Origin of the sequence: Streptomyces sp. NPDC059851 (assembly GCF_042732005.1) — a bacterium.
Taxonomy (GTDB): domain Bacteria; phylum Actinomycetota; class Actinomycetes; order Streptomycetales; family Streptomycetaceae; genus Streptomyces.
Genome location: NZ_JBHWJJ010000019.1, coordinates 1 through 19,167, shown reverse-complemented (window position 1 = coordinate 19,167; position 19,167 = coordinate 1). Strand labels below are relative to the sequence as shown.

Annotated in this window: 14 protein-coding genes and 1 pseudogene; 9 read left to right on the top strand and 6 right to left on the bottom strand. The window is 73.6% G+C overall.

Going from position 1 to position 19,167, the window contains the following annotated elements:
• Window positions 1-72 precede the first annotated feature (72 nt).
• Window positions 73-780 carry a class I SAM-dependent methyltransferase gene (locus ACFV7Q_RS09225; RefSeq protein ID WP_385425688.1) on the top strand — a complete coding sequence of 236 codons (708 nt, stop codon included), beginning with the start codon at window positions 73-75 and terminating at the stop codon, window positions 778-780.
• A 170-nt stretch (window positions 781-950) separates the two neighbouring features.
• Here the strand turns inward: ACFV7Q_RS09225 and ACFV7Q_RS09220 are convergent, their stop codons facing one another.
• A complete protein-coding gene (locus ACFV7Q_RS09220) occupies window positions 951-1,163 on the bottom strand; it encodes a hypothetical protein (protein WP_385425685.1) in 213 nt (70 codons plus the stop codon).
• Window positions 1,164-1,256: 93 nt separating this feature from the next.
• Between ACFV7Q_RS09220 and ACFV7Q_RS09215 the strand changes: the two genes are divergently transcribed.
• The 5 genes and pseudogenes from ACFV7Q_RS09215 (at window position 1,257) to ACFV7Q_RS09195 (ending at window position 7,742) form a co-directional block, all read left to right on the top strand.
• Window positions 1,257-2,471, top strand: a complete 1,215-nt coding sequence (locus ACFV7Q_RS09215) for a bifunctional adenosylcobinamide kinase/adenosylcobinamide-phosphate guanylyltransferase (RefSeq protein ID WP_385425682.1) — start codon at window positions 1,257-1,259, stop codon at window positions 2,469-2,471.
• A 219-nt stretch (window positions 2,472-2,690) separates the two neighbouring features.
• Entirely contained in the window at window positions 2,691-3,755 is a 1,065-nt protein-coding gene (gene cobT, locus ACFV7Q_RS09210) for a nicotinate-nucleotide--dimethylbenzimidazole phosphoribosyltransferase (RefSeq protein WP_385425679.1), read from the top strand.
• 86 nt (window positions 3,756-3,841) lie between these two features.
• Window positions 3,842-5,821 (top strand): phosphatidylglycerol lysyltransferase domain-containing protein, encoded by a 1,980-nt coding sequence (locus ACFV7Q_RS09205; protein WP_385425676.1) that lies wholly within the window; start codon window positions 3,842-3,844, stop codon window positions 5,819-5,821.
• A gap of 20 nt (window positions 5,822-5,841) precedes the next feature.
• A pseudogene (locus ACFV7Q_RS09200) lies at window positions 5,842-6,314 on the top strand (hypothetical protein); the annotation flags it as partial.
• A 204-nt stretch (window positions 6,315-6,518) separates the two neighbouring features.
• Window positions 6,519-7,742, top strand: a complete 1,224-nt coding sequence (locus tag ACFV7Q_RS09195) for a sensor histidine kinase (RefSeq protein WP_385425673.1) — start codon at window positions 6,519-6,521, stop codon at window positions 7,740-7,742.
• A gap of 44 nt (window positions 7,743-7,786) precedes the next feature.
• Here the strand turns inward: ACFV7Q_RS09195 and ACFV7Q_RS09190 are convergent, their stop codons facing one another.
• From ACFV7Q_RS09190 to ACFV7Q_RS09170, 5 genes are all read right to left on the bottom strand, one after another.
• Window positions 7,787-8,614, bottom strand: a complete 828-nt coding sequence (locus ACFV7Q_RS09190; protein ID WP_385425670.1) for an endo alpha-1,4 polygalactosaminidase — start codon at window positions 8,612-8,614, stop codon at window positions 7,787-7,789.
• Window positions 8,615-8,637: 23 nt separating this feature from the next.
• Window positions 8,638-9,285, bottom strand: coding sequence for a spherulation-specific family 4 protein (locus ACFV7Q_RS09185; RefSeq protein WP_385425867.1), 648 nt, complete (start codon window positions 9,283-9,285; stop codon window positions 8,638-8,640).
• 127 nt (window positions 9,286-9,412) lie between these two features.
• Entirely contained in the window at window positions 9,413-10,984 is a 1,572-nt protein-coding gene (locus ACFV7Q_RS09180) for a hypothetical protein (RefSeq protein ID WP_385425667.1), read from the bottom strand.
• Window positions 10,981-12,567 carry a GT4 family glycosyltransferase PelF gene (gene pelF / locus ACFV7Q_RS09175; RefSeq protein ID WP_385425664.1) on the bottom strand — a complete coding sequence of 529 codons (1,587 nt, stop codon included), beginning with the start codon at window positions 12,565-12,567 and terminating at the stop codon, window positions 10,981-10,983. Before pelF ends, ACFV7Q_RS09180 begins: the two co-directional genes overlap by 4 nt.
• 112 nt (window positions 12,568-12,679) lie before the next feature.
• Window positions 12,680-14,683 carry a hypothetical protein gene (locus tag ACFV7Q_RS09170; RefSeq protein ID WP_385425662.1) on the bottom strand — a complete coding sequence of 668 codons (2,004 nt, stop codon included), beginning with the start codon at window positions 14,681-14,683 and terminating at the stop codon, window positions 12,680-12,682.
• Between the two features lie 385 nt (window positions 14,684-15,068).
• Between ACFV7Q_RS09170 and ACFV7Q_RS09165 the strand changes: the two genes are divergently transcribed.
• The 3 genes from ACFV7Q_RS09165 to ACFV7Q_RS09155 all read left to right on the top strand — a co-directional run.
• Window positions 15,069-16,598, top strand: a complete 1,530-nt coding sequence (locus tag ACFV7Q_RS09165) for a leucyl aminopeptidase (protein ID WP_385425659.1) — start codon at window positions 15,069-15,071, stop codon at window positions 16,596-16,598.
• A gap of 318 nt (window positions 16,599-16,916) precedes the next feature.
• Window positions 16,917-18,305 (top strand): dihydrolipoyl dehydrogenase, encoded by a 1,389-nt coding sequence (lpdA, locus tag ACFV7Q_RS09160; RefSeq protein ID WP_385425656.1) that lies wholly within the window; start codon window positions 16,917-16,919, stop codon window positions 18,303-18,305.
• Window positions 18,306-18,360: 55 nt separating this feature from the next.
• Window positions 18,361-19,167 (top strand): biotin/lipoyl-containing protein (locus ACFV7Q_RS09155; protein WP_385425653.1); only part of this gene is annotated, 807 nt, incomplete at its 3' end.

Here is a 19,167-nt window from a genome sequence, read left to right as displayed (position 1 = left end):
GGATTCGCACAGGGCGCCAGGCTGTGGCTCGAAGGCCTGGGCGGCCTCCGCAACGCCGTCCGTCAGGAACTCGTGGGCCGGCAGGTCGATGAGCAGATCGCGCAGCGCTTCCCGGTCGGGCAGCGGCTGCGCGTCCTCGACGTGGGCATGGGTCAGGGCACCCAGGCGCTGCGGCTCGCCCGCGCCGGGCACCGGGTGACCGGCCTTGAGCAGGATCCCGGCATGCTGGCCGTGGCCCGGCAGGCGTTGGACGCCGAGCCGCCCGGCATCCAGGACCGGGTCGAGCTGCTGGAGGGGGACGGGCGCGAGACCGGCGCCCACTTCACCCCGGGCAGCTTCGACATCGTCCTGTGCCACGGCGTACTGATGTACGTGCCCGAGCCGGACGCGATGCTGGCCGGGCTGGCCCGGATGCTCGCCCCCGGCGGCCTGCTGTCGCTGCTGGTGCGCAACGGCGACGCGCTCGCGATGCGCCCCGGTTTGGACGGCGACTGGTCGGGCGCCCTGACCGCGTTCGAGACCGTCGACTACACGAACCGGCTGGGCCTGGAGGTGCGGGCCGACCGGCTGTCCGATCTCACGGCCACGCTGTCGGGGATCGGCGCACCGCTGCACACCTGGTACGGCGTGCGCGTCTTCACCGACGGCACCGAGGCCGGCGAGACGCTTCCCCCCGACGAGGAACTGGAGCGGCTCCTGGCCGCCGAGGACCGCGCCGGGCGGACCGACCCCTACCGCGGGGTGGCGGCGCTGCTGCACTTGTGCGGCGTCCGCGGCTGACCCCCGCGCACTCCCGTATCCCCTGCACCACCCCCACCACGACACGTGCACCAACTCCCGGACGCCCCGGGCACGAGGAGGCCCCGGGCCCCTGACGGGACCCGGGGCGCACCCGCCGCTCACGCGGAGCGTTCACATCGGGCCGGGTCGGTCCGGCTGGGTCGACCGGGTCAGGCGTCCAGCGCCTCGCGCAGGCTCATCGCGTACAGCTCGGTGCCGCTGTCGTCGGACAGCTTCACCCGCTCGGTGCCGCCCTCCAGCAGTTCCTTCCAGTACTCGCCGATCCACGATTCCGCATCGCCCTGCGTGGTGAACTCCTCCGGGGTGACCGCAGGGGTCGTCTCGGTGCCGTCGGCCGTCTCGAACCGCCACGTCCACGCCATGTCCGCCTCCGTTGCTCGTCCGCTGCTCGCCTTGAGTCTGCCCGCAGATTAGCCGGGCGCGCACCAGTCCCGGCGACGCGGGAGGATCTTCTTGTGGAACTCACTCTGCTCGGCACCGGAACACCCGAAGGACTGCCCCGCCCCGGCTGTCCCTGCGCCGCCTGCGCGGTCTCCGTGGGCACCCGGGCGCGCGCCGCGACGTCCCTGCTCGTCGACGGGGCGGTGCTGCTCGACCTGACCCCGGGGGCGGTCCTGGCCGGGGCCCGCGCCGGGCACTCGCTGGCCGGCGTACGGCAGGTCCTGCTGACCCACCCGCACGAAGGGCCCTCGGTGGAGCTGCCGCCCGGGCTGCCCGCGGCCGTACGGGTGCCCGACGGGCGGGAGCTCGCGGTGATCAGCGGCCACCGGGTGCGGGCGGTGCCGATGGACGCGCCGGGCACCGGGTACGAGGTGACCGGCCCCGACGGCAGCCGACTGCTGTACCTCCCCCCGGGGGCGGCGCCGGCCGGGCAGGAGCGCGGCGGGCTCGGGTTCCCGCAGCGCCCGTACGACATGGTGCTCGCGGACGTGCTGGGCCGGCCGGAGGCGCTGGCCCGGCTCCGGGCCACCGGCGCGGCCGGGCCCACCACGGACGTGATCGCCGTGCACCTGGACCACGACACCCCTCCGGGGCGCGAGCTGGAGCGGCGCTGTGCGGCGGCCGGGGCGCGCGCGGTGCCGGACGGGACGACGGTGACCGTGGGCGAGTACCACGCGGTGCCGGACCTGCCGCGGCGGACGCTGGTGCTGGGCGGCGCCCGCTCCGGGAAGTCCCTGGAGGCGGAGCGGCGGCTGGCGGGCTTCCCGGAGGTGGTCTACGTGGCCACCTCCGGGACGCGCGAGGGCGACCCGGAATGGGCGGCCCGGATCGGCTTGCACCGGGACCGGCGGCCCGGGAGCTGGCGGACGGTGGAGACCTGCGAGCTGGCGCCGCTGCTGGCGGAGGGCGGGCCGCCGCTGCTGATCGACTGCCTGGCGCTGTGGCTGACGGACGCCATGGACCGGGTGGGCGCCTGGGACGACGCCGTCTGGGCGGGCCGGGGCCGCAAGGAGCTGCAGGAGCGGATGGCCGAGCTGGTGGGGGCCCTGCGGGCGACCCGCCGCACGGTGGTGGCCGTCAGCAACGAGGTCGGCTCGGGAATCGTCCCCGCCACCGCTTCGGGCCGCCGCTTCCGCGACGAACTGGGGCGGCTGAACGCTGCGGTGGCGGCCGAAAGCGAGCACGTGCTGCTGGTGGTCGCCGGGCAGGCGCTGGTCCTGAAGGACTGATCCGGGCGACCGCTGCGCCGGGCCCGTGACGGTGCCACGAGCAGGGCGGCGACGGCCCCGCACCCGGAGCCCGTGGCGGCGCCGCCCGGGGCCCGCGCCGGGGCCGGGAACGGGGCCGCGGGCGGGCCGGGAACGGGGCCGGGGCAGGTTGGGAACGGGGCCGGGGGCGGGCCGGGAACGGGGCTTGGGCAGGGCCTTACCGGCTGTACGCTCTGGCAGATGACCACGCTGAATCTCGACGACTTCTCCGATCTGATCGAGCGCCCCGACGGCGGCGTCCGCCGCGATGCCGAGGAACGCCGTGCGCGGCTGGCCGTCCCGGCCGGGGCGCTGGGGCGGCTCGACGAGCTCGCCGAGTGGCTCGCCGCCGCGCAGGGGCGGGTTCCGGTCAAGCCGATCGAGCGGCCCCGGGTCGTGCTGTTCGCCGCCGACCACGGGATCGCCGCCGCCGGGGTCTCCGCGCGGGCCGCCGGCAGCGCCCACGCGCTGGTGCGCTCCGTACTCGACGGGGCCGGCCCCGTCCCGATCCTCGCCGGGCGGTTCGGGGCTTCGGTGCGGATCGTGGACGCGGGACTGGACTGCGACCCCGACCTGCTGCCCGAGGACGTGGCCCGGCACCGCGTGCGCCGCGGCAGCGGCCGGATCGACGTCGAGGACGCCCTCACCCGCGAGGAGGCCGAGGAAGCGATCCGGCTCGGCATGCGGATCGCCGACGAGGAGGCCGACTCCGGCACGGACCTGGTCGTCCTCGGGGACCTGAGCGTCGGCGGCACCACCGTCGCCGCCGTGCTCGTCGCCGCGCTGTGCGGCACCGACGCGTCCGTGGTCACCGGGCGCGGCGGGGTGCCCATCGACGACCTGACCTGGATGCGCAAGTGCGCGGCGATCCGGGACTCGCTGCGCCGGGCCCGCCCCGTACTCGGCGACCAGGTGGCCCTGCTCGCGACCGTCGGTGGGGCGGACGTCGCCGCGATCACCGGCTTCCTGCTGCAGTGCGCGGTCCGCCGTACGCCGGTCATCCTCGACGGGGTCGTCTCGGCGGCCTGCGGACTGGTGGCCCAGCGGGCCGCGTTCCGCTCCCCGGACTGGTGGCTGGCCGGCCAGGCGAGCGGCGAACCCGGCCAAGCGAAGGCCCTGGACCGGATGGCACTCAACCCTGTGCTCTCGCACGGCGTCACCGTAGGGGAGGGAACCGGGGCATTGCTGGCGCTTCCCCTGGTCCAGGCGGCCGCCGCGCTCGCGGCGGAGCTGCCGGAGCGGGTCGAGCCGGAGCCGGAGGACTGACGGCGCCGGGGAGCCGCGGCCACGACCGGCCACGGCTCCCCGGCCCGGCCAGCCGTGGTCGGCGGCGCCCCATATGATCGCGTTTCATGGGAGAGGCCCGCTTGACCAGCGCAGATATTGACCGGAATGCCGCAAAGACGGCACAGCCACCGCACGCCAGACAGGCCGAGCACGACCGGCAGGACCAACAGGGCCGACAGCCCGCGAAGACGGGCCAGCCCCCCGGCCGGGACAACGCCAAGGACAGCTCCAAGGACAGCTCCAAGGACGGTTCCAAGGACAGCGCGAAGGGCGACGGCGGTCGCGGATCCGTCCGCTCCCGCCGCAGCGCCGCCTTCGCGGTCTGGTACCTGCGCGCCGTCACCTTCGTGAACTTCCTCAGCGCGGTGTGGGTTTCCCTCGGCCAGGACCTGCGCCGGCACAACACCGAGGACTTCTACACCCCTTACCTGCTCACGGCAGGCTTCGCGTCCGGCCTGTTCTCGCTGCTCCTCGCCGTCACCATGGGCCGGCGCAAGCGTGCCGCGTGGATCCTGAACCTGGTGCTGGCCGGACTGCTCCTGCTGGCCTTCGCCGTCGCCGCCTTCGCCCCGTGCACCGGCGGCGAATTCGACGTCTGCTACCCGGAGTTCCGCGACCACACCCAGAACTGGGTCTCGCTCGTCCTGACCGCGGCGTTCGTCGGCGCCCTGCTGCTGGGCCGCAAGGAGTTCTACGCCAAGGGCGACCGCTCCAACCCGAAGCTGGCCACCGCCGTCGCCGCCGTCGGCCTGCTGGTCACCTCGCTGCTCGCCGCGCTGCTCGTCGGCGCCGCGAACACCGACCCCGACGCCTCGCAGGCCACGTTCCTCGCCCGCTGGCGCTACGGCGCGATGCGGCTGATCACCCTGGACCCCGACGCCCGCGACTACGCGGCCATCACCACCCCCGCCTGGGTGGACGTCGTCGTCAACGTCATGTCGATGGTGCTGCTGCTCGCGGTGCTGCTGGCCGCGTTCCGCTCCCGCCGGGCCGTGGACCCGCTCACCGAGGAGGACGAGGAGAAGCTGCGCGCGCTGCTGGCCAAGCAGGGCGACCGCGACTCCCTCGGTTACTTCGCGCTGCGCCGCGAGAAGTCCGTCATCTGGTCCCCCACCGGCAAGGCCGCCGTCACCTACCGCGTCGTCGGCGGCGTCTCCCTGGCTTCCGGCGACCCGATCGGCGATCCGGAGGCCTGGCCCGGGGCCATCGACCCGTGGCTCGCCGAGGCCCGCGAGCACGGCTGGGTGCCCGCCGTGATGGGTGCCAGCGAGGAGGCCGGGCAGATCTACGCACGGCACGGCCTGGACGCCCTGGAGCTGGGTGACGAGGCGATCGTCGAGACCGCCGAGTTCACCCTGGAGGGCCGCGCGATGCGGACCGTCCGGCAGGCGTTCAACCGGGTCAAGCGGGCCGGCTACAGCGTCCGCATCCGCCGGCACGCCGACATCCCCGCCGAGGAGATGGCCGAGCTGGTCCGCCGCGCCGACGACTGGCGGGACGGCGCCACCGAGCGCGGCTTCTCCATGGCGCTGGGCCGGCTGGGCGACCCGGCCGACGGACAGTGCGTGATGCTGGAGTGCACCGACGGCAACGGCGACCTGCGGGCGCTGCTGTCCTTCGTGCCGTGGGGCCCCAAGGGCCTGTCGCTGGACCTGATGCGCCGTGACCGCGACTCCGAGAACGGTCTGATGGAGTTCATGGTCATCGAACTCCTGGAACGCTCCAAGGAGATCGGCGTCACACAGGTCTCGCTCAACTTCGCCATGTTCCGCTCGGTCTTCGAACGGGGGTCCAAGCTCGGTGCGGGGCCGGTGCTCCGCATGTGGCGCTCGATGCTGAGCTTCTTCTCCCGTTGGTGGCAGATCGAGTCCCTCTACCGGGCCAACGCCAAGTACCGGCCGATCTGGGAACCGCGGTTCATGCTCTTCGAGAAGAGCTCCGACCTGCTGCGGATCGGCATCGCCGCGGGCCGGGCCGAGGGCTTCCTGGAGGCTCCCGGGCTGCCCAAGTGGCTCAACCGCAGGCATCTGGAGACCAATCGTTGACGGCGTGGACGGCTACCCCACTGCGGCGGTTCGCCCGCCGTGAGTGGGGCCCCTGTTCGGGACCGTCCGGGAGGCCCTCGTCCGCGACCGCCTCCGGGCCCTCCCGATGACCTCGGGGGCCGTCTTCCTGACCACGCTCTTCCAGATCGTCCAGAACGCGTCCTGGGGGTTCCGGCCCGTCCGGGACCTCGGGGCGGTCAAGGCCGCCGCCCCCTTCTGACGTGGCCCTGCTGCGGACCCCGCTGTCCCTCTTCGTCCCCGCCCCCGACCTGCCCGTGTGGGGGCCTCGGCCAGCTCCTGCTGGTGTTCGGCATCGCGGAGACCTGCATCGGCTGGTGGCGCACCCTGGCCGTCGGCTACGTCGCCACCCTCGCCGGGACCACGTACGCCCGGCTGGGGCTCGCTGGGGCCCGACCATCCCCTCGGCCTGCCGCTGTCCGACCGGGTCGTGGGCGACACCGGCCCGTCGGCGGCGGCCGTCGGCCTCGCCGTCGTCCTCGGCCTGTGCCTGGTCCGTACCGCGCGGGGGTCCGCAGCGCACCGCCGTCCCCCTGTGACGGCGGCCGCCCCTGCCGGCGCCCGCGGCCCCGCGGCCGCACCACCCCACCGCTGACCCCGTCCCGCCCCGCCCTGCCGCCCCCGCTCCCGCTCCCGCCCGACGGACCGCCCCTGACGGAGCAGGCCGTACCGTATCGGGGTGACGACAGACCTCGGGCCGTTCCCCGCCACCCGGAAGTGGCTGCGGGCCCATCCGCTGGCCACCGACGCCGTGCTCGCGCTCGGGGCGCTCGTCGCGATGGTCCTCGGCTCCTTCGTCGAGCCGCGCGGCCCGGACGGGCCGACCTTCGGCACCCGCACCCCCGAGCCGCTCTCCCTGGTGCTGATGCTGCTGGCCGCGGCGGCCCTCGTCTTCCGCCGGTCGCGCACCCGCGCGGTGCTCGCGGCGACCCTCGGCCTGTCCGTGGTGGAGCTCGTCTCCGGCGAGCCCCGGGCGCCCGTCGCCATGGCCGCCGTGATCGCCCTGTACACGCTGGCCTCCCGCACCGACCGGCCCACGACCTGGCGGGTCGGCCTGCTCACCATGGCGGGCCTGACCGGAGTGGCCATGCTGGCCGCTGGCCCGCTGCCCTGGTACTCGCAGGAGAACATCGGCATGTTCGCCTGGACCGGGATGGCCGCGGCCGGCGGCGACGCGGTCCGCAGCCGGCGGGCCTTCGTCGACGCCATCCGGGAGCGGGCCGAGCGGGCCGAGCGGACCCGGGAGGAGGAGGCCCGGCGGCGGGTCGCCGAAGAGCGGCTGCGGATCGCCCGCGACCTGCACGACGTCGTCGCCCACCACATCGCCCTGGTCAACGTGCAGGCAGGGGTCGCCGCGCACGTCATGGACAAGCGTCCCGACCAGGCCAAGGAAGCCCTGGCCCACGTACGGGACGCCAGCCGCTCGGCGCTGAACGAGCTGCGGGCCACGGTCGGCCTGCTGCGCCAGTCCGGCGACCCGGAGGCGCCCACCGAGCCCGCCCCGGGGCTGGCCCGGCTCGACGAGCTGGTGGACACCTTCCGGCACGCCGGGCTGCCGGTGAAGGTGATGGTGGAGCTGGACGGGAACGGCGGGGCGCTGCCGGCCGCCGTGGACCTGGCGGCGTACCGGGTCATCCAGGAGGCTCTGACCAACGTGCGCAAGCACGCGGGTCGCGGCGCCAGCGCCGAGGTCAGCGTGGTTCGGGTCGGTGCCTCGGCCGAGGTCACCGTCCTCGACGACGGCGGCGACAGCCCGGATCCCGCGGCCGCGGCGTCCGCCCCGGGCGGCGGCCACGGGCTGCTGGGGATGCGGGAGCGGGCCGGCGCCCTGGGTGGCTCCTGCTTCGCCGGGCCCCGCTACGGCGGCGGCTACCGGGTGCACGTCATCCTGCCGGTGAATTGACTGGCGCGACCGCGGGGAGCGGGAGGAGCGGGGGAGCCGGGGGCTCAGCAGGTCTTGCGCCAGGCCCCCAGCTCGTACTCCTTCTGCATCGAGCTGAGCTTCAGCTTGCGCGCGAGACCGCAGAACCGGCTCGTGGGAAGCTCGTACTCGACGTGGAAGACGGCCTTCCCCGCCTTGATGAACGGGGTCAGCCGCTCGCACTCCTCGTACTCGGCGCACTGCTCGTTGACCGCGAAGTCGAAGTCACCCACCAGCTGCGGGATCTGGTCCAGGTCGTTCTTCAGTCCGACCGCGAGGCCCCGCTCGTGGGCGAGCCGCGCGATCAACCGGTTGTAGAGCAGTTGGTCCTCGGCGGTCAGCGGGAAGCCGGAGTCGTTGGTGTAGCCGTCCATGTTGTCCGGTTCCACCGCGTCGAAGCCCTTGTCCCGGCACATGTCGAACCGCTTGGCCATCAGCGGCTCCAGTTCGGCGCGGCGCCGGATGTCCAGCCAGCGCTCGCCCTCCCAGCCGTTGCCCTTGCCGAGGAGCTCCTCGGGGAAGGCCGCCGCGTCGGGCCGGAAGTCCTCCCAGGCCCCGGTGGACAGGTAGCAGATGGTCCTGCGCCCGGCCTTCTTCAGCGTCTCGACCTGCTCCGCGGTCGTGGTGAATCCGTCGACGTCGTACACGGGCGCCTTCACGGAGGTGTCGAGCTTCCCGGTGAGCTGCCACTGCCAGCCGGTGCCCGGCCGCGGCTGCCAGCGCCCCTCCGGTGCGGGGGCCAGGCCCGGGTCCGGTTCCCCGCCGTCCGGCTCCGCGGTGCAGGCAGCCAGGAGCAGCAGCGGTACCAGCAGCAGCGCCGCCACGCCCCGGCCCCGCAGCGGCCGCTTCCGCACCGGGCGCCCCGCCGCCGGGGGCGTCACCGGGCGTCCCGGAGCGCGTTCGGGAGGGTGCCCCACGGGTGCGCGCCGGTCCCCGGGACCGCGCAGTGCACCGCGGCCCGCCGCTGCCGGGCCAGCTCGGCGGCGGGCGCGCCCGGCGGGGCGGCGTACACGAGGTGGCAGAACCGGCCTGCGGGGTGGTCGGCGGTCCAGGAGGGCACGGCCGCCTCCCGGTAGGCGTCCCAGGGCCCTTCGAAGGTGACGAGCAGGTCGGCGAGTTCGGCGTAGCCGGGGTCCGGGTGGATCCCGTGGTTGAGGACGAGGGTGCGGGCGCCCGCGGCCCGGGCGGCGACGGCCAGCCGGCCGTAGTGGCCGAGCTGCGCCGGCTCGGCGGCGGCCTGGTCGAGGAAGGCACCGTCGGCGCCGTACCAGTCGCGGTGGCGCAGTAGGTCCCGCACCACGTCGGCGTGGGGGCGGCGCCCGTAGTCGGTGTCGGTGTAGCCGAGGACAGGCACGCCGGCGTCGCGCAGCCGCTCGGCGACGACGGCGAACCGCGCGTCGCGGGCCTCGCCCGGCCCGCTGGCCGGGTTGAGGACCACCGAATGCAGCCGGCCCGCGGAGCGGATCAGCAGCTCCCAGTCGTCGGGCCGGTCGTCGGGGTGCTCGTAGAGCGGCACCAGCAGCATGAGGTCCTTCTTCTCGGACGGGTCGGACGGGTTCTCGGACGGGTCGTACGGGTCACGGGGGTCGCACGGGTCACGGGGGTCGCACCGGGTCCCGGTCGGCACCGGCGGGGCGGTCAGTGGCGGCACGTCAGCGGTGTGCCGTGGCCCGACCGAGGAGGACGCAGACCAGCGCGGCGAGGGCGGCCGCGGCCGTGCCCGCCACGACCAGCTGCACCAGCCGCGGCTGCCCCACCCCCAGCAGCAGGGCCAGGCTCTGCGCGACGGCGGCCGAGGCGCAGACCGCGGCGGCGGCCCTGACCGCCCCGAAGGACTGGAGCAGCAGTCCGGCCCACATCACGCCGCCGAGCAGCAGCAGCGTGGCGACCCGCACCCCGGTCATGCCCGGCGCACCGGGCCAGAACAGGGTGCCCACCAGGCCGAGGGTGAGCAGCACCACCAGGTACACGGCCATGCAGCGGGCCAGCGTGCCGAGCATCCGCAGCCGGAACTGCCGGGGCGAGCGGGCCGCCCGCAGCCCTGCGAGGCTCCCGCTGCGGAACCGGTGGAGCAGCCACTCGGCGGGGCCCATGCTGAGCGTGAGCGCCACCGCGGAGGGCGCGGCGACCGCCTCGGCCGGGCCTCCGGCGAGCACCTCGCCGAGGGCGGCGTACAGCACCAGCAGGCCGGTGCCGAGGCCGAAGACCCCGTACGGCACGGAGTCGCCGAGACGCGGCGCGGGCGGCCCGTACTCCTCCTCGGCGCCGCGCAGCATCCGCCAGCGCACCGGACCGCCCGGCCCGCCCGCGCCGCCGCAGCCGCGGAACCGGCCCGGGCGGTGCTCCGACGCCCCGCGGATCCGGCGCGCGGCGGCCCGTACGCCCGCGGCCAGCGGCAGCTCGCGGACCGCCAGCGTGCAGGCGGCCAGCAGGGACACCACGAGCAGGCCGACCCGCAGCAGCAGCGGCAGGTCGGTGAACAGCGCGAGGACGGCACCCGCCGCCATCGGCGCGAGTGCGGCGATGAGCAGCCGCTCCCGGCCGAGGACCAGGAGGACGGTGGCGGCCCCCACGTAGACGGCTTGCCCGGCGGCGAAGGCGTAGCTGAACGGCGGCCCGCCGGGGACGGTGAGCGCGGCGGCGATGCCGAGCAGGGCCCCGGTGGGGGCGCCGACGAGCAGGGTCCGCCCGGCGGCGGCCCGGTCGCCGAGGCCCAGCCAGGAGTAGGCGCGGTGGGACAGGGTCTGGTCCCACACCCAGCCGATGAGGGCGCCGGCGAGCAGGGTGAGGGTCCCGGCGGGCAGTCCGAGCCGGTCCGGGGGGCCCTCCAGCAGGGGTGCGCCCAGGACGTAGGCGAGGCCGGGGAGGGCGAAGATCACCCCGCGGAGCAGGCAGGCCGCGAGGGGGACCTTCCACGGGTCGGGCTGCTCCGGCGGCTCGGGGAAGGCCCGGGGCACCCGGGCGTACAGTTCCTCGGCGAGGTCGAAGGAGTCGCGGCGGCCGTAGGTGAGCCGGATGTGCTCGTCGGTCATCCCGTCGGACTCCAGGACTGCGGCGATCTCGTCCGGGTGGACGGCGGCGGCGAGGAACGGGTCGAGGCGTTCGGCGAGTTCGTCCATGGGGTCGGCCGCCGGTGCCCCGGCCCCCGCCACGGTGCGGCCGGGGCGCGGGAGGGCGGGCAGGGTGTCCCCGCCGGGGACGCGCAGCCAGAGGGATCCGCTCACCACAGGCTCCCGTCGGCCGCGAGCTCCCGGTACCAGGGGTCGGCGAGCCGCTGGGTCCAGTCGTCGCCCTCGTGGACGGGGAGGACGGGCTGGCCGGCGAGTTCGCGGTAGATGTGCCGGAAGCCGTCCACGGACTGGTGGAGGGTGAACTTCTCGACGACCCGTTTGCGGGAGAGCCGGCCCAGCTCGGCGCGGCGTTCGTCGTCGCGGAGCAGGGCGAGGGCGGCGCGCGCCATGGTCTCGGGTTCGCGCGGGGGGACGACGAGGCCGGTGTCCCCGACGGCCTCGCGGACGCCGCCGACGTCGGTGGAGACGGTGGTCCGGCCGCAGGACATGGCCTCGATGATGCTGAAGGGGAAGCCCTCGCTGATGCTGGACAGCATCACGATGCTGCCGGCGGCGTACGCCTTGGCGACCTCCGCGATCCGGCCCTCGTACGTGATCCCGTCCCCGACCCCGAGTTCGGCGGCGAGCTTCTCCAGACGGAGCTTGTAGTCCTCGCAGCCGGCCGGGACCGGGCCGAACAGGCGCAGCCGCAGGGCGGGCAGCTCGGCGCGCATGGACGCGTAGGCCCGGATGAGGGTTTCGAGGTCCTTGATGGGGTCGATGCGGCCGCACCAGCTGAGGGTGGGTACCTCGGGCTCGGGGCCGGCCTCGGGGAAGGCGTACGGGTCGACGCCGTTGTAGACGGTGCGGATCCGGTCGGCGGCGGCCCCACCGCGCTCCTCCCAGCGACGGTTGTACTGGTTGCAGGGGGTGATCAGGTCGGCGTTCCGATAGCCCTCGGTGTTGAGCTCGCGGTAGAAGCCGAGGACGAGGGCCTTGACGGGCCAGCGCTCGACGGCCCTGCGGTAGCCGAGGTAGCGCTCGCGCAGGTAGATGCCGTGCTCGGTGAGCAGGAAGGGCACCCCGTCGAGGTACTTGGCGGCGAGCGCGGGCAGGGTGGCGAGGCCGCTGCTGACGGCGTGGGCGACGCTGTCGGGCGGGATCCGCACGGACAGCGGGCGCAGGGCGTGCTCCAGCAGGTCGGTGGCGGTGAGCGCGTCGTGGACGGTGGGCGCGGCAGCGGCCGTGGCCAGCCCCGGGCGGGTCCATACGGCCATCATCAGGCGCAGGACCGTTTCGGAGCGCAGGGCGGGGGCGAGCCGTCCGGAGCGGGCGAGGGCGGCGAATTCCCGCAGGGCCTCGGAGAACCCGCTGTGGCCGGGGGCACCGGCACCCGCGGCACCGGCGGGGGTGCCGGTGCCGCCGGTGCCGGCCGGGGCGGGGCCGAGGAGGGAGAGGAGGAAGGCCTCGTAGGTCTCGGTGAAGCGGCGGAGCGCCTTGCCGCGCAGGGCCGGTCCGCGGCCCCGGCCACGGCCGCGCCCGGGGGCGGGCCCCCACAGCGGGACGGCGGTGTGCCGGTAGACGTTGCGCGGCAGCTCCCAGGTGACCGGCTCGCGGCCGGTACCGGTCAGGGCTATGACGTTGAAGTCGACCTCCGGCATGCCCCGGACCAGCTGGTCGCACCAGGTGCTGACTCCCCCGTGGACGTGCGGATACGTGCCTTCGGTGAGCATGGTGACGTGGCGCCCATGGCTCATTGCGGTATGTCCCCCCGGACTGTGACGTTGTGAGGCGCTCGCTCGCGCAGGGATGCGGCCGAGCGGGGGTCGGAGCCCGCTCGGCCGGACGGAAAACGGTGTGTGCGTCGGGTCAGCCGGGCAGCTTGAGCGTGACGGTCGACTGGAGGACCTCGGGGCCGGTCCAGGCCGAGCGGTTCCCGGCGTAGGCGGTGCCGAAGTCGCTCGTGCCCAGCAGGAGCTGCTTCTTGGTGCCGTTCGGGGCGGTGATCGGAGCCAGGACCCCGGAGGGGGCCTTCACGGTGACGGTGGTGCCGATCCGGTACGCGGTGACCCGGCCGGCGGCGAGCGCCTTGTCCCAGGCGGCGCGGCGGCCGAGCTCGATGCCGATCTCCTTCATGCTCCGGTTCACGATCGGCGTGTTGGGCGCGTACAGGGTGCGGTACGTGTCGAGGACCCGGTCGAGCACGGGGTAGAGGGTGCGGTCCTCGGCGAGGTTGGACTGGTGCACGTAGTGCGGCCGCGGGTCGTTGGCCAGGACGTGCCGCAGGGCGGTGCGGGCCTCGGCGGGCACGATGTGCTGGAGGTAGCCGGTGGCGGTGTCGAGCGGGGCGGGCAGGCAGGTGGAGGTCGCCGGGTTGTCCTCGCAGATGCCGCTTCCGCCGTGGGCGCGGCTGGTGTAGATCCAGTTGTACTCGTCGGCCATTTCCGCGTTGGTGCCCGTGTTGTAGTACACGTTCATCGGGTGGCGGGGGACGGTCAGGGCGGATCCGACCGAACGCTGCGCCGGCTCGCGCGAGTTGTCGCTGCCGACCCACTTGACGCCGTTGTCGGCGAGCGCGCCCGCGAGGTTGGGGTTGTCCTGCGGCTGCTGCGGGAGGGTCTTGAGGCCGGAGTGCTCGCCGGTGACGAGTTCGGTGCGGTCGAGGGCGATGCCCTTGGACGCGGCCCAGTTGACGTTGTCGCGGATCTGGGCGGAGATCTCGGCGCGGCTCATCCAGTTGACGGCGCCGCTGGCGTCCTTCGTGCAGGTCCACGGCACGGTACTGGTGTCCTGGGTGCAGCCGAGGAACGGGTGGGTGTAGGTGTGGTTGAGCCAGCGGTACTTGGCCCGGTCCGCGACGAGCTGTGCGGTGAGGGCGTCGGTGCCGCCGTTCTCCGCCTTCCACTCCTCGCCGGCGCCGCCGTTGAAGAGCATGTCGAGCTTGAAGTCCTTGTTCTGCTGCCACTGCGCCGCGTACTGGGCGTCGGCGGCGGTCATCCGGATGGTGCTCTCCTTGCCCTCGCCGCCCGGGCAGGCGTAGTCGCCGGGGGTGCAGTTGAGCTGCGTGTTCCAGCGGGCGTCGGGGGCGAAGACGTCGTCGACGTGGACGGCGAACCAGCTGCGGCTCTGGCCGAGGTGGACGCCCTGGGTCAGCCAGTCGACGATGCCGCGGGCGAGCAGCCGGAACTGCTGCTGGTACTGGTTGTAGCCGAAGGTGACGACCAGTTCGCTGCGGCCGTCGTGCGTGTACTCGCCCACCAGCGAGGCCCGGCCACCGGAGCCGACGGGTGCGTCGACGTAGCTGGTGTAGCCCGCCCGCGGCTTGCCCATGAAGCCGTAACTCTCGGGGATCAGGGCGGAGTTGTCCTCGAAGGCGACCTGGCCGCCGAGGTAGCCGAAGGGGCCGGCCCTGCCCGCGTCCGTGACGGCCGCCTGGACGCCGTCGAGCTGTCCGCTGTAGCCCCCGTTGTCGGTGTACTCCAGGCCCACGCCCGGGTGCGCCCAGGTGTAGGCGTCGACCTGGCGGATCCCGTACGCGGTCTCGTACGCGGTGAGCGCCGCCATCTCGGCCGAGCCCTCCCCGAACGGGTTCTCGTTCGGCAGCACGACGCCCTGGTACTTCGCCCGCGGCCGGCCGGTCGCACTGTCGGAGGGTTCGCTGAGGAACGCGGCGTCGATCACCGGACGGCTGCTGCTACCCAGCTCGACGCGGGTGTAGGGCACTCCGGTGTCGCGGAGCTCGGCGGTGATCGCCTCGACCGAGCTGCCGCCGTCGTCGACGACGAGGACTTTCAGGTCGATCCGCGGTGTGGCGGCCGCCGCCTGGGCGGACGCGCCGGGCAATGCCACGGATACCAGTGCTGCGACTGCCATTGCGGCCGCAACCCTGTTCATCCGGTTTTTGTTGACCATTTCGGCCTTTCCCCCCGCAGGCACCACTCGACTACGGCCCTTGGCGGTAGGCCGGGCCGAGGAGGCTCTGTGGAAATCATGCAAAGGGACCCCGCGTCCCCTTGCGAGAGTGGCTCGAGTCTCTCGGACCTCGTCAGGTCTAACGGGCAAACCTGGAACGAAGACCACAGATGGGTGAACCTTCGAGCGGCCGAGTCGAACAACTTGCCAAACCTGGGAATGGCGTACGGTCTGGCCGCTACGCGTAGGCTCATTTCTGGCAGCCGTCGGGCCGGAATACGATCGCTCCGGATGGCCGTCCCACCCACTCGGCCCACAACACAAACGGAAGCGAGACTTCACCACCGTGACTGCTCTGACTCTCAGCACTGCCGGCGCGGCGACGCTGCGCGCCGACGCCCTCGTGGTCGGCGTCGCGAAGGGCCCGAAGGGCCCCGTCGTGGCCCCGGGCGCCGAGGCCGTGGACAACGCCTACGACGGGAAGCTCGCCGCCGTGCTCGACGCCCTGGGCGCCTCCGGCGCCGAAGGCGAGACCACCAAGCTGCCGGCGCCGGACGGCCTCAAGGTCCCGGTCGTGCTGGCGGTCGGCCTCGGCCCGGTGCCGGGCGGCGAGGAGTCCTACGACGAGGAGGCGCTGCGCCGTGCCGCCGGCGCCGCCGCCCGCGCCCTGCACGGCAGCAAGAAGGCCGCGTTCGCGCTCCCCCTGGAGGACGCCTCCGCCGTCACCGCGGTCGCCGAGGGCGCGCTGCTGGGTGCCTACGCCTTCACCGCCTACCAGGGCGGCGAGAAGAAGGGCGCCAAGAACGGCGGCCCGAAGCTCCCGCTCGCCGAGGTGGCCCTGCTGGGTGCCAAGCCGCGCGACAAGGAGCACAAGGCCGCGGCCGAACGCGCCGCCGTCGTCGCGTCCGAGGTCAACACCGCCCGCGACCTGATCAACACCCCGCCGAACGACCTCACCCCCGCCTCCTTCGCCTCCATCGCCTCGGCGACCGGCAAGGAGCACGGCCTCAAGGTCCAGGTCCTGGACGAGAAGGCGCTGGTCAAGGGCGGCTACGGCGGCATCATCGGCGTCGGCAAGGGCTCCGAGAACCCGCCGCGCCTGGTGAAGATCGTCTACACCCACCCGGACGCGGAGAAGCACCTCGCCTTCGTCGGCAAGGGCATCACGTACGACTCGGGCGGCATCTCCCTGAAGCCGGCCGGCCACAACGAGACCATGAAGTGCGACATGTCCGGCGCCGCCGCCGTGTTCGCAGCCGTCGTCGCCGTGGCCCGCCTCGGCCTGGCCGTCAACGTCACCGGCTGGCTCGCGCTCGCCGAGAACATGCCGTCCGGCTCCGCCACCCGCCCCGGCGACGTGCTGCGCATGTACAGCGGCAAGACCGTCGAGGTCCTCAACACCGACGCGGAGGGCCGGCTCGTCCTGGCCGACGCCCTGACCAAGGCCTCCGAGGACGACCCGGACGCGATCGTCGACGTCGCCACCCTGACCGGCGCGATGGTCCTGGCCCTGGGCAACCGCACCTTCGGGATCATGGCCAACGACGACGCCTTCCGCACGTCGGTCCACGAGATCGCCGAGGAGGTCGGCGAGGCCTCCTGGCCGATGCCGCTCCCGGCCGACCTGCGCAAGGGCATGGACTCCCCCACCGCCGACATCGCCAACATGGGCGAGCGCATGGGCGGCGGCCTGGTGGCCGGCCTCTTCCTCCAGGAGTTCATCGGCGACGGCATCACCTGGGCCCACCTGGACATCGCGGGCCCGGCCTTCCACGAGGGCGCCCCGTACGGCTACACCCCCAAGGGCGGCACCGGTTCGGCCGTGCGCACCCTGGTTCGGCTGGCCGAGCGGACGGCCACCGGCGACCTGGGCTGAACGCCCCGCACCCACAGGCGCGGTGTGACACCTGACATGTGATGCACGACGCACACCCGGCCCCTAGAGCAACCGATCAAGGGGCCGGGTGTTCACCCACAACGAAATCCGTAGGTTTCTACGCTTCGGTAACCCCCTTTCCGGCAGAACGACCTGCCACAGTCCGGGCCCGGCGTCCCGCGTTCCCGCGACAAATGCGAAGATGGGTTCTCGGCAGGACAGGGCCCACCACAGGGCCGAAGAAACAAGCGGCCGAACACCAGCCGCCGCCCGGTCACAGAGGACCGGTGCCCGGCGCACATGCATGGAGGACGTGACGTGGCGAACGACGCCAGCACCGTTTTCGACCTAGTGATCCTCGGCGGTGGCAGTGGCGGTTACGCCGCGGCTCTGCGCGCTTCCCAGCTGGGTCTGGACGTTGCCCTGATCGAGAAGAACAAGCTCGGCGGCACCTGCCTGCACAACGGCTGCATCCCCACCAAGGCTCTGCTGCACGCGGGCGAGATCGCGGACCAGGCGCGCGAGGCCGCGCAGTTCGGTGTCAAGGCCTCCTTCGAGGGCATCGACATCGCCGGTGTCCACAAGTACAAGGACGACGTGATCGCCGGCCTGTACAAGGGCCTGCAGGGCCTGGTCGCCTCCCGCAAGGTGACCTACATCGAGGGTGAGGGACGCCTGTCCTCCCCGACCTCCGTCGACGTGAACGGGCAGCGCATCCAGGGCCGCCACGTCCTGCTGGCGACCGGCTCCGTACCGAAGTCCCTCCCGGGCCTGACCATCGACGGCAACCGGATCATCTCCTCCGACCACGCGCTGGTCCTGGACCGCGTCCCGGAATCGGCGATCATCCTGGGCGGCGGCGTGATCGGCGTCGAGTTCGCCTCGGCGTGGAAGTCGTTCGGCACCGACGTCACCATCATCGAGGGCCTGAAGCACCTCGTCCCGGTCGAGGACGAGAACAGCTCCAAGATCCTGGAGCGCTCCTTCCGCAAGCGCGGCATCAAGTTCAACCTCGGCACCTTCTTCGACAAGGCCGAGTACACCGAGAACGGCGTGCGGGTCACCCTGGCCGACGGCAAGACCTTCGAGGCCGAGGTGCTGCTGGTCGCCATCGGCCGCGGCCCGGTCTCCCAGGGCCTGGGCTACGAGGAGCAGGGCGTCGCGATGGACCGCGGCTACGTCCTGGTCGACGAGTACATGCAGACCAACGTCCCGACCATCTCGGCCGTCGGTGACCTCGTCCCGACCCTGCAGCTCGCGCACGTCGGCTTCGCCGAGGGCATCCTGGTTGCGGAGCGCCTGGCCGGCCTGAAGGTCGTTCCGATCGACTACGACGGCGTGCCGCGCGTGACCTACTGCCACCCCGAGGTCGCCTCCGTCGGCATCACCGAGGCCAAGGCCAAGGAGATCTACGGTGCGGACAAGGTCGTGGCCCTGAAGTACAACCTGGCGGGCAACGGCAAGAGCAAGATCCTGAAGACCGCGGGCGAGATCAAGCTCGTCCAGGTCAAGGACGGTGCCGTGGTCGGCGTCCACATGGTCGGTGACCGGATGGGCGAGCAGGTCGGCGAGGCCCAGCTGATCTACAACTGGGAAGCCCTGCCGGCCGAGGTCGCGCAGCTCATCCACGCGCACCCGACCCAGAACGAGGCGCTCGGCGAGGCCCACCTGGCCCTGGCCGGCAAGCCGCTGCACGCACACGACTAATTCAGTCACGGGCGCGACGACCACTACCGCACATTCGTAAGGAGCAACTGAAACCATGGCGGTTTCCGTAACCCTTCCGGCGCTCGGCGAGAGCGTCACCGAGGGCACTGTCACCCGCTGGCTGAAGGCCGAGGGCGAGCGCGTCGAGGCCGACGAGCCGCTGCTCGAGGTCTCGACCGACAAGGTCGACACCGAGATCCCCTCCCCCGTGGCCGGCATCCTGGCCTCCATCAAGGTCGCCGAGGACGAGACCGTCGAGGTCGGCGTCGAGCTGGCCGTCATCGACGACGGCTCCGGCGCCCCCGCCGAGGCCCCCGCCCCGGCTGCCGAGACGGCCGCCGCCCCGGCGCCGGTCGCCGAGGCGCCTGCCGCTGCCCCGGCCCCGGTGGCCGAGGCCCCTGCCGCCGCAGCTCCTGCCGCGTCCGGCACCGACGTCGTACTGCCCGCCCTGGGCGAGTCCGTCACCGAGGGCACCGTCACCCGCTGGCTGAAGGCCGTCGGCGAGACGGTCGAGGCCGACGAGCCGCTGCTCGAGGTCTCCACCGACAAGGTCGACACCGAGATCCCCGCGCCGGTCTCCGGCACGCTGCTGGAGATCCTGGTCGGCGAGGACGAGACCGCCGAGGTCGGCGCCCGTCTGGCCGTCATCGGCGTCGCGGGCGCTGCTCCGGCCGCCGCTCCGGCCCCGGCCGCCCCAGCTCCGGCTCCGGCCGCCGCTCCGGCCCCGGCCGCCCCAGCTCCGGCTCCGGCCGCCCCGGCTCCGGCCGCGGCGGCTGCGGCCGCGGAGGCTGCGGCGCCGGTGGAGTCGGACACGTTGCCTCCCAACGCCCCGGGCGACACGGAGGACACTGTCGGTCAGGAA

What these genes read in the sequence shown, in the direction of transcription:
- ACFV7Q_RS09170 (WP_385425662.1), bottom strand. Translation starts at nt 14,683, where the DNA reads ATGGCAGTCGCAGCACTGGTATCCGTGGCATTGCCCGGCGCGTCCGCC.
- ACFV7Q_RS09205 (WP_385425676.1), top strand. Translation starts at nt 3,842, where the DNA reads ATGGGAGAGGCCCGCTTGACCAGCGCAGATATTGACCGGAATGCCGCA.
- ACFV7Q_RS09220 (WP_385425685.1), bottom strand. Translation starts at nt 1,163, where the DNA reads ATGGCGTGGACGTGGCGGTTCGAGACGGCCGACGGCACCGAGACGACC.
- cobT (WP_385425679.1), top strand. Translation starts at nt 2,691, where the DNA reads ATGACCACGCTGAATCTCGACGACTTCTCCGATCTGATCGAGCGCCCC.
- ACFV7Q_RS09185 (WP_385425867.1), bottom strand. Translation starts at nt 9,285, where the DNA reads ATGCTGCTGGTGCCGCTCTACGAGCACCCCGACGACCGGCCCGACGAC.
- pelF (WP_385425664.1), bottom strand. Translation starts at nt 12,567, where the DNA reads ATGAGCCATGGGCGCCACGTCACCATGCTCACCGAAGGCACGTATCCG.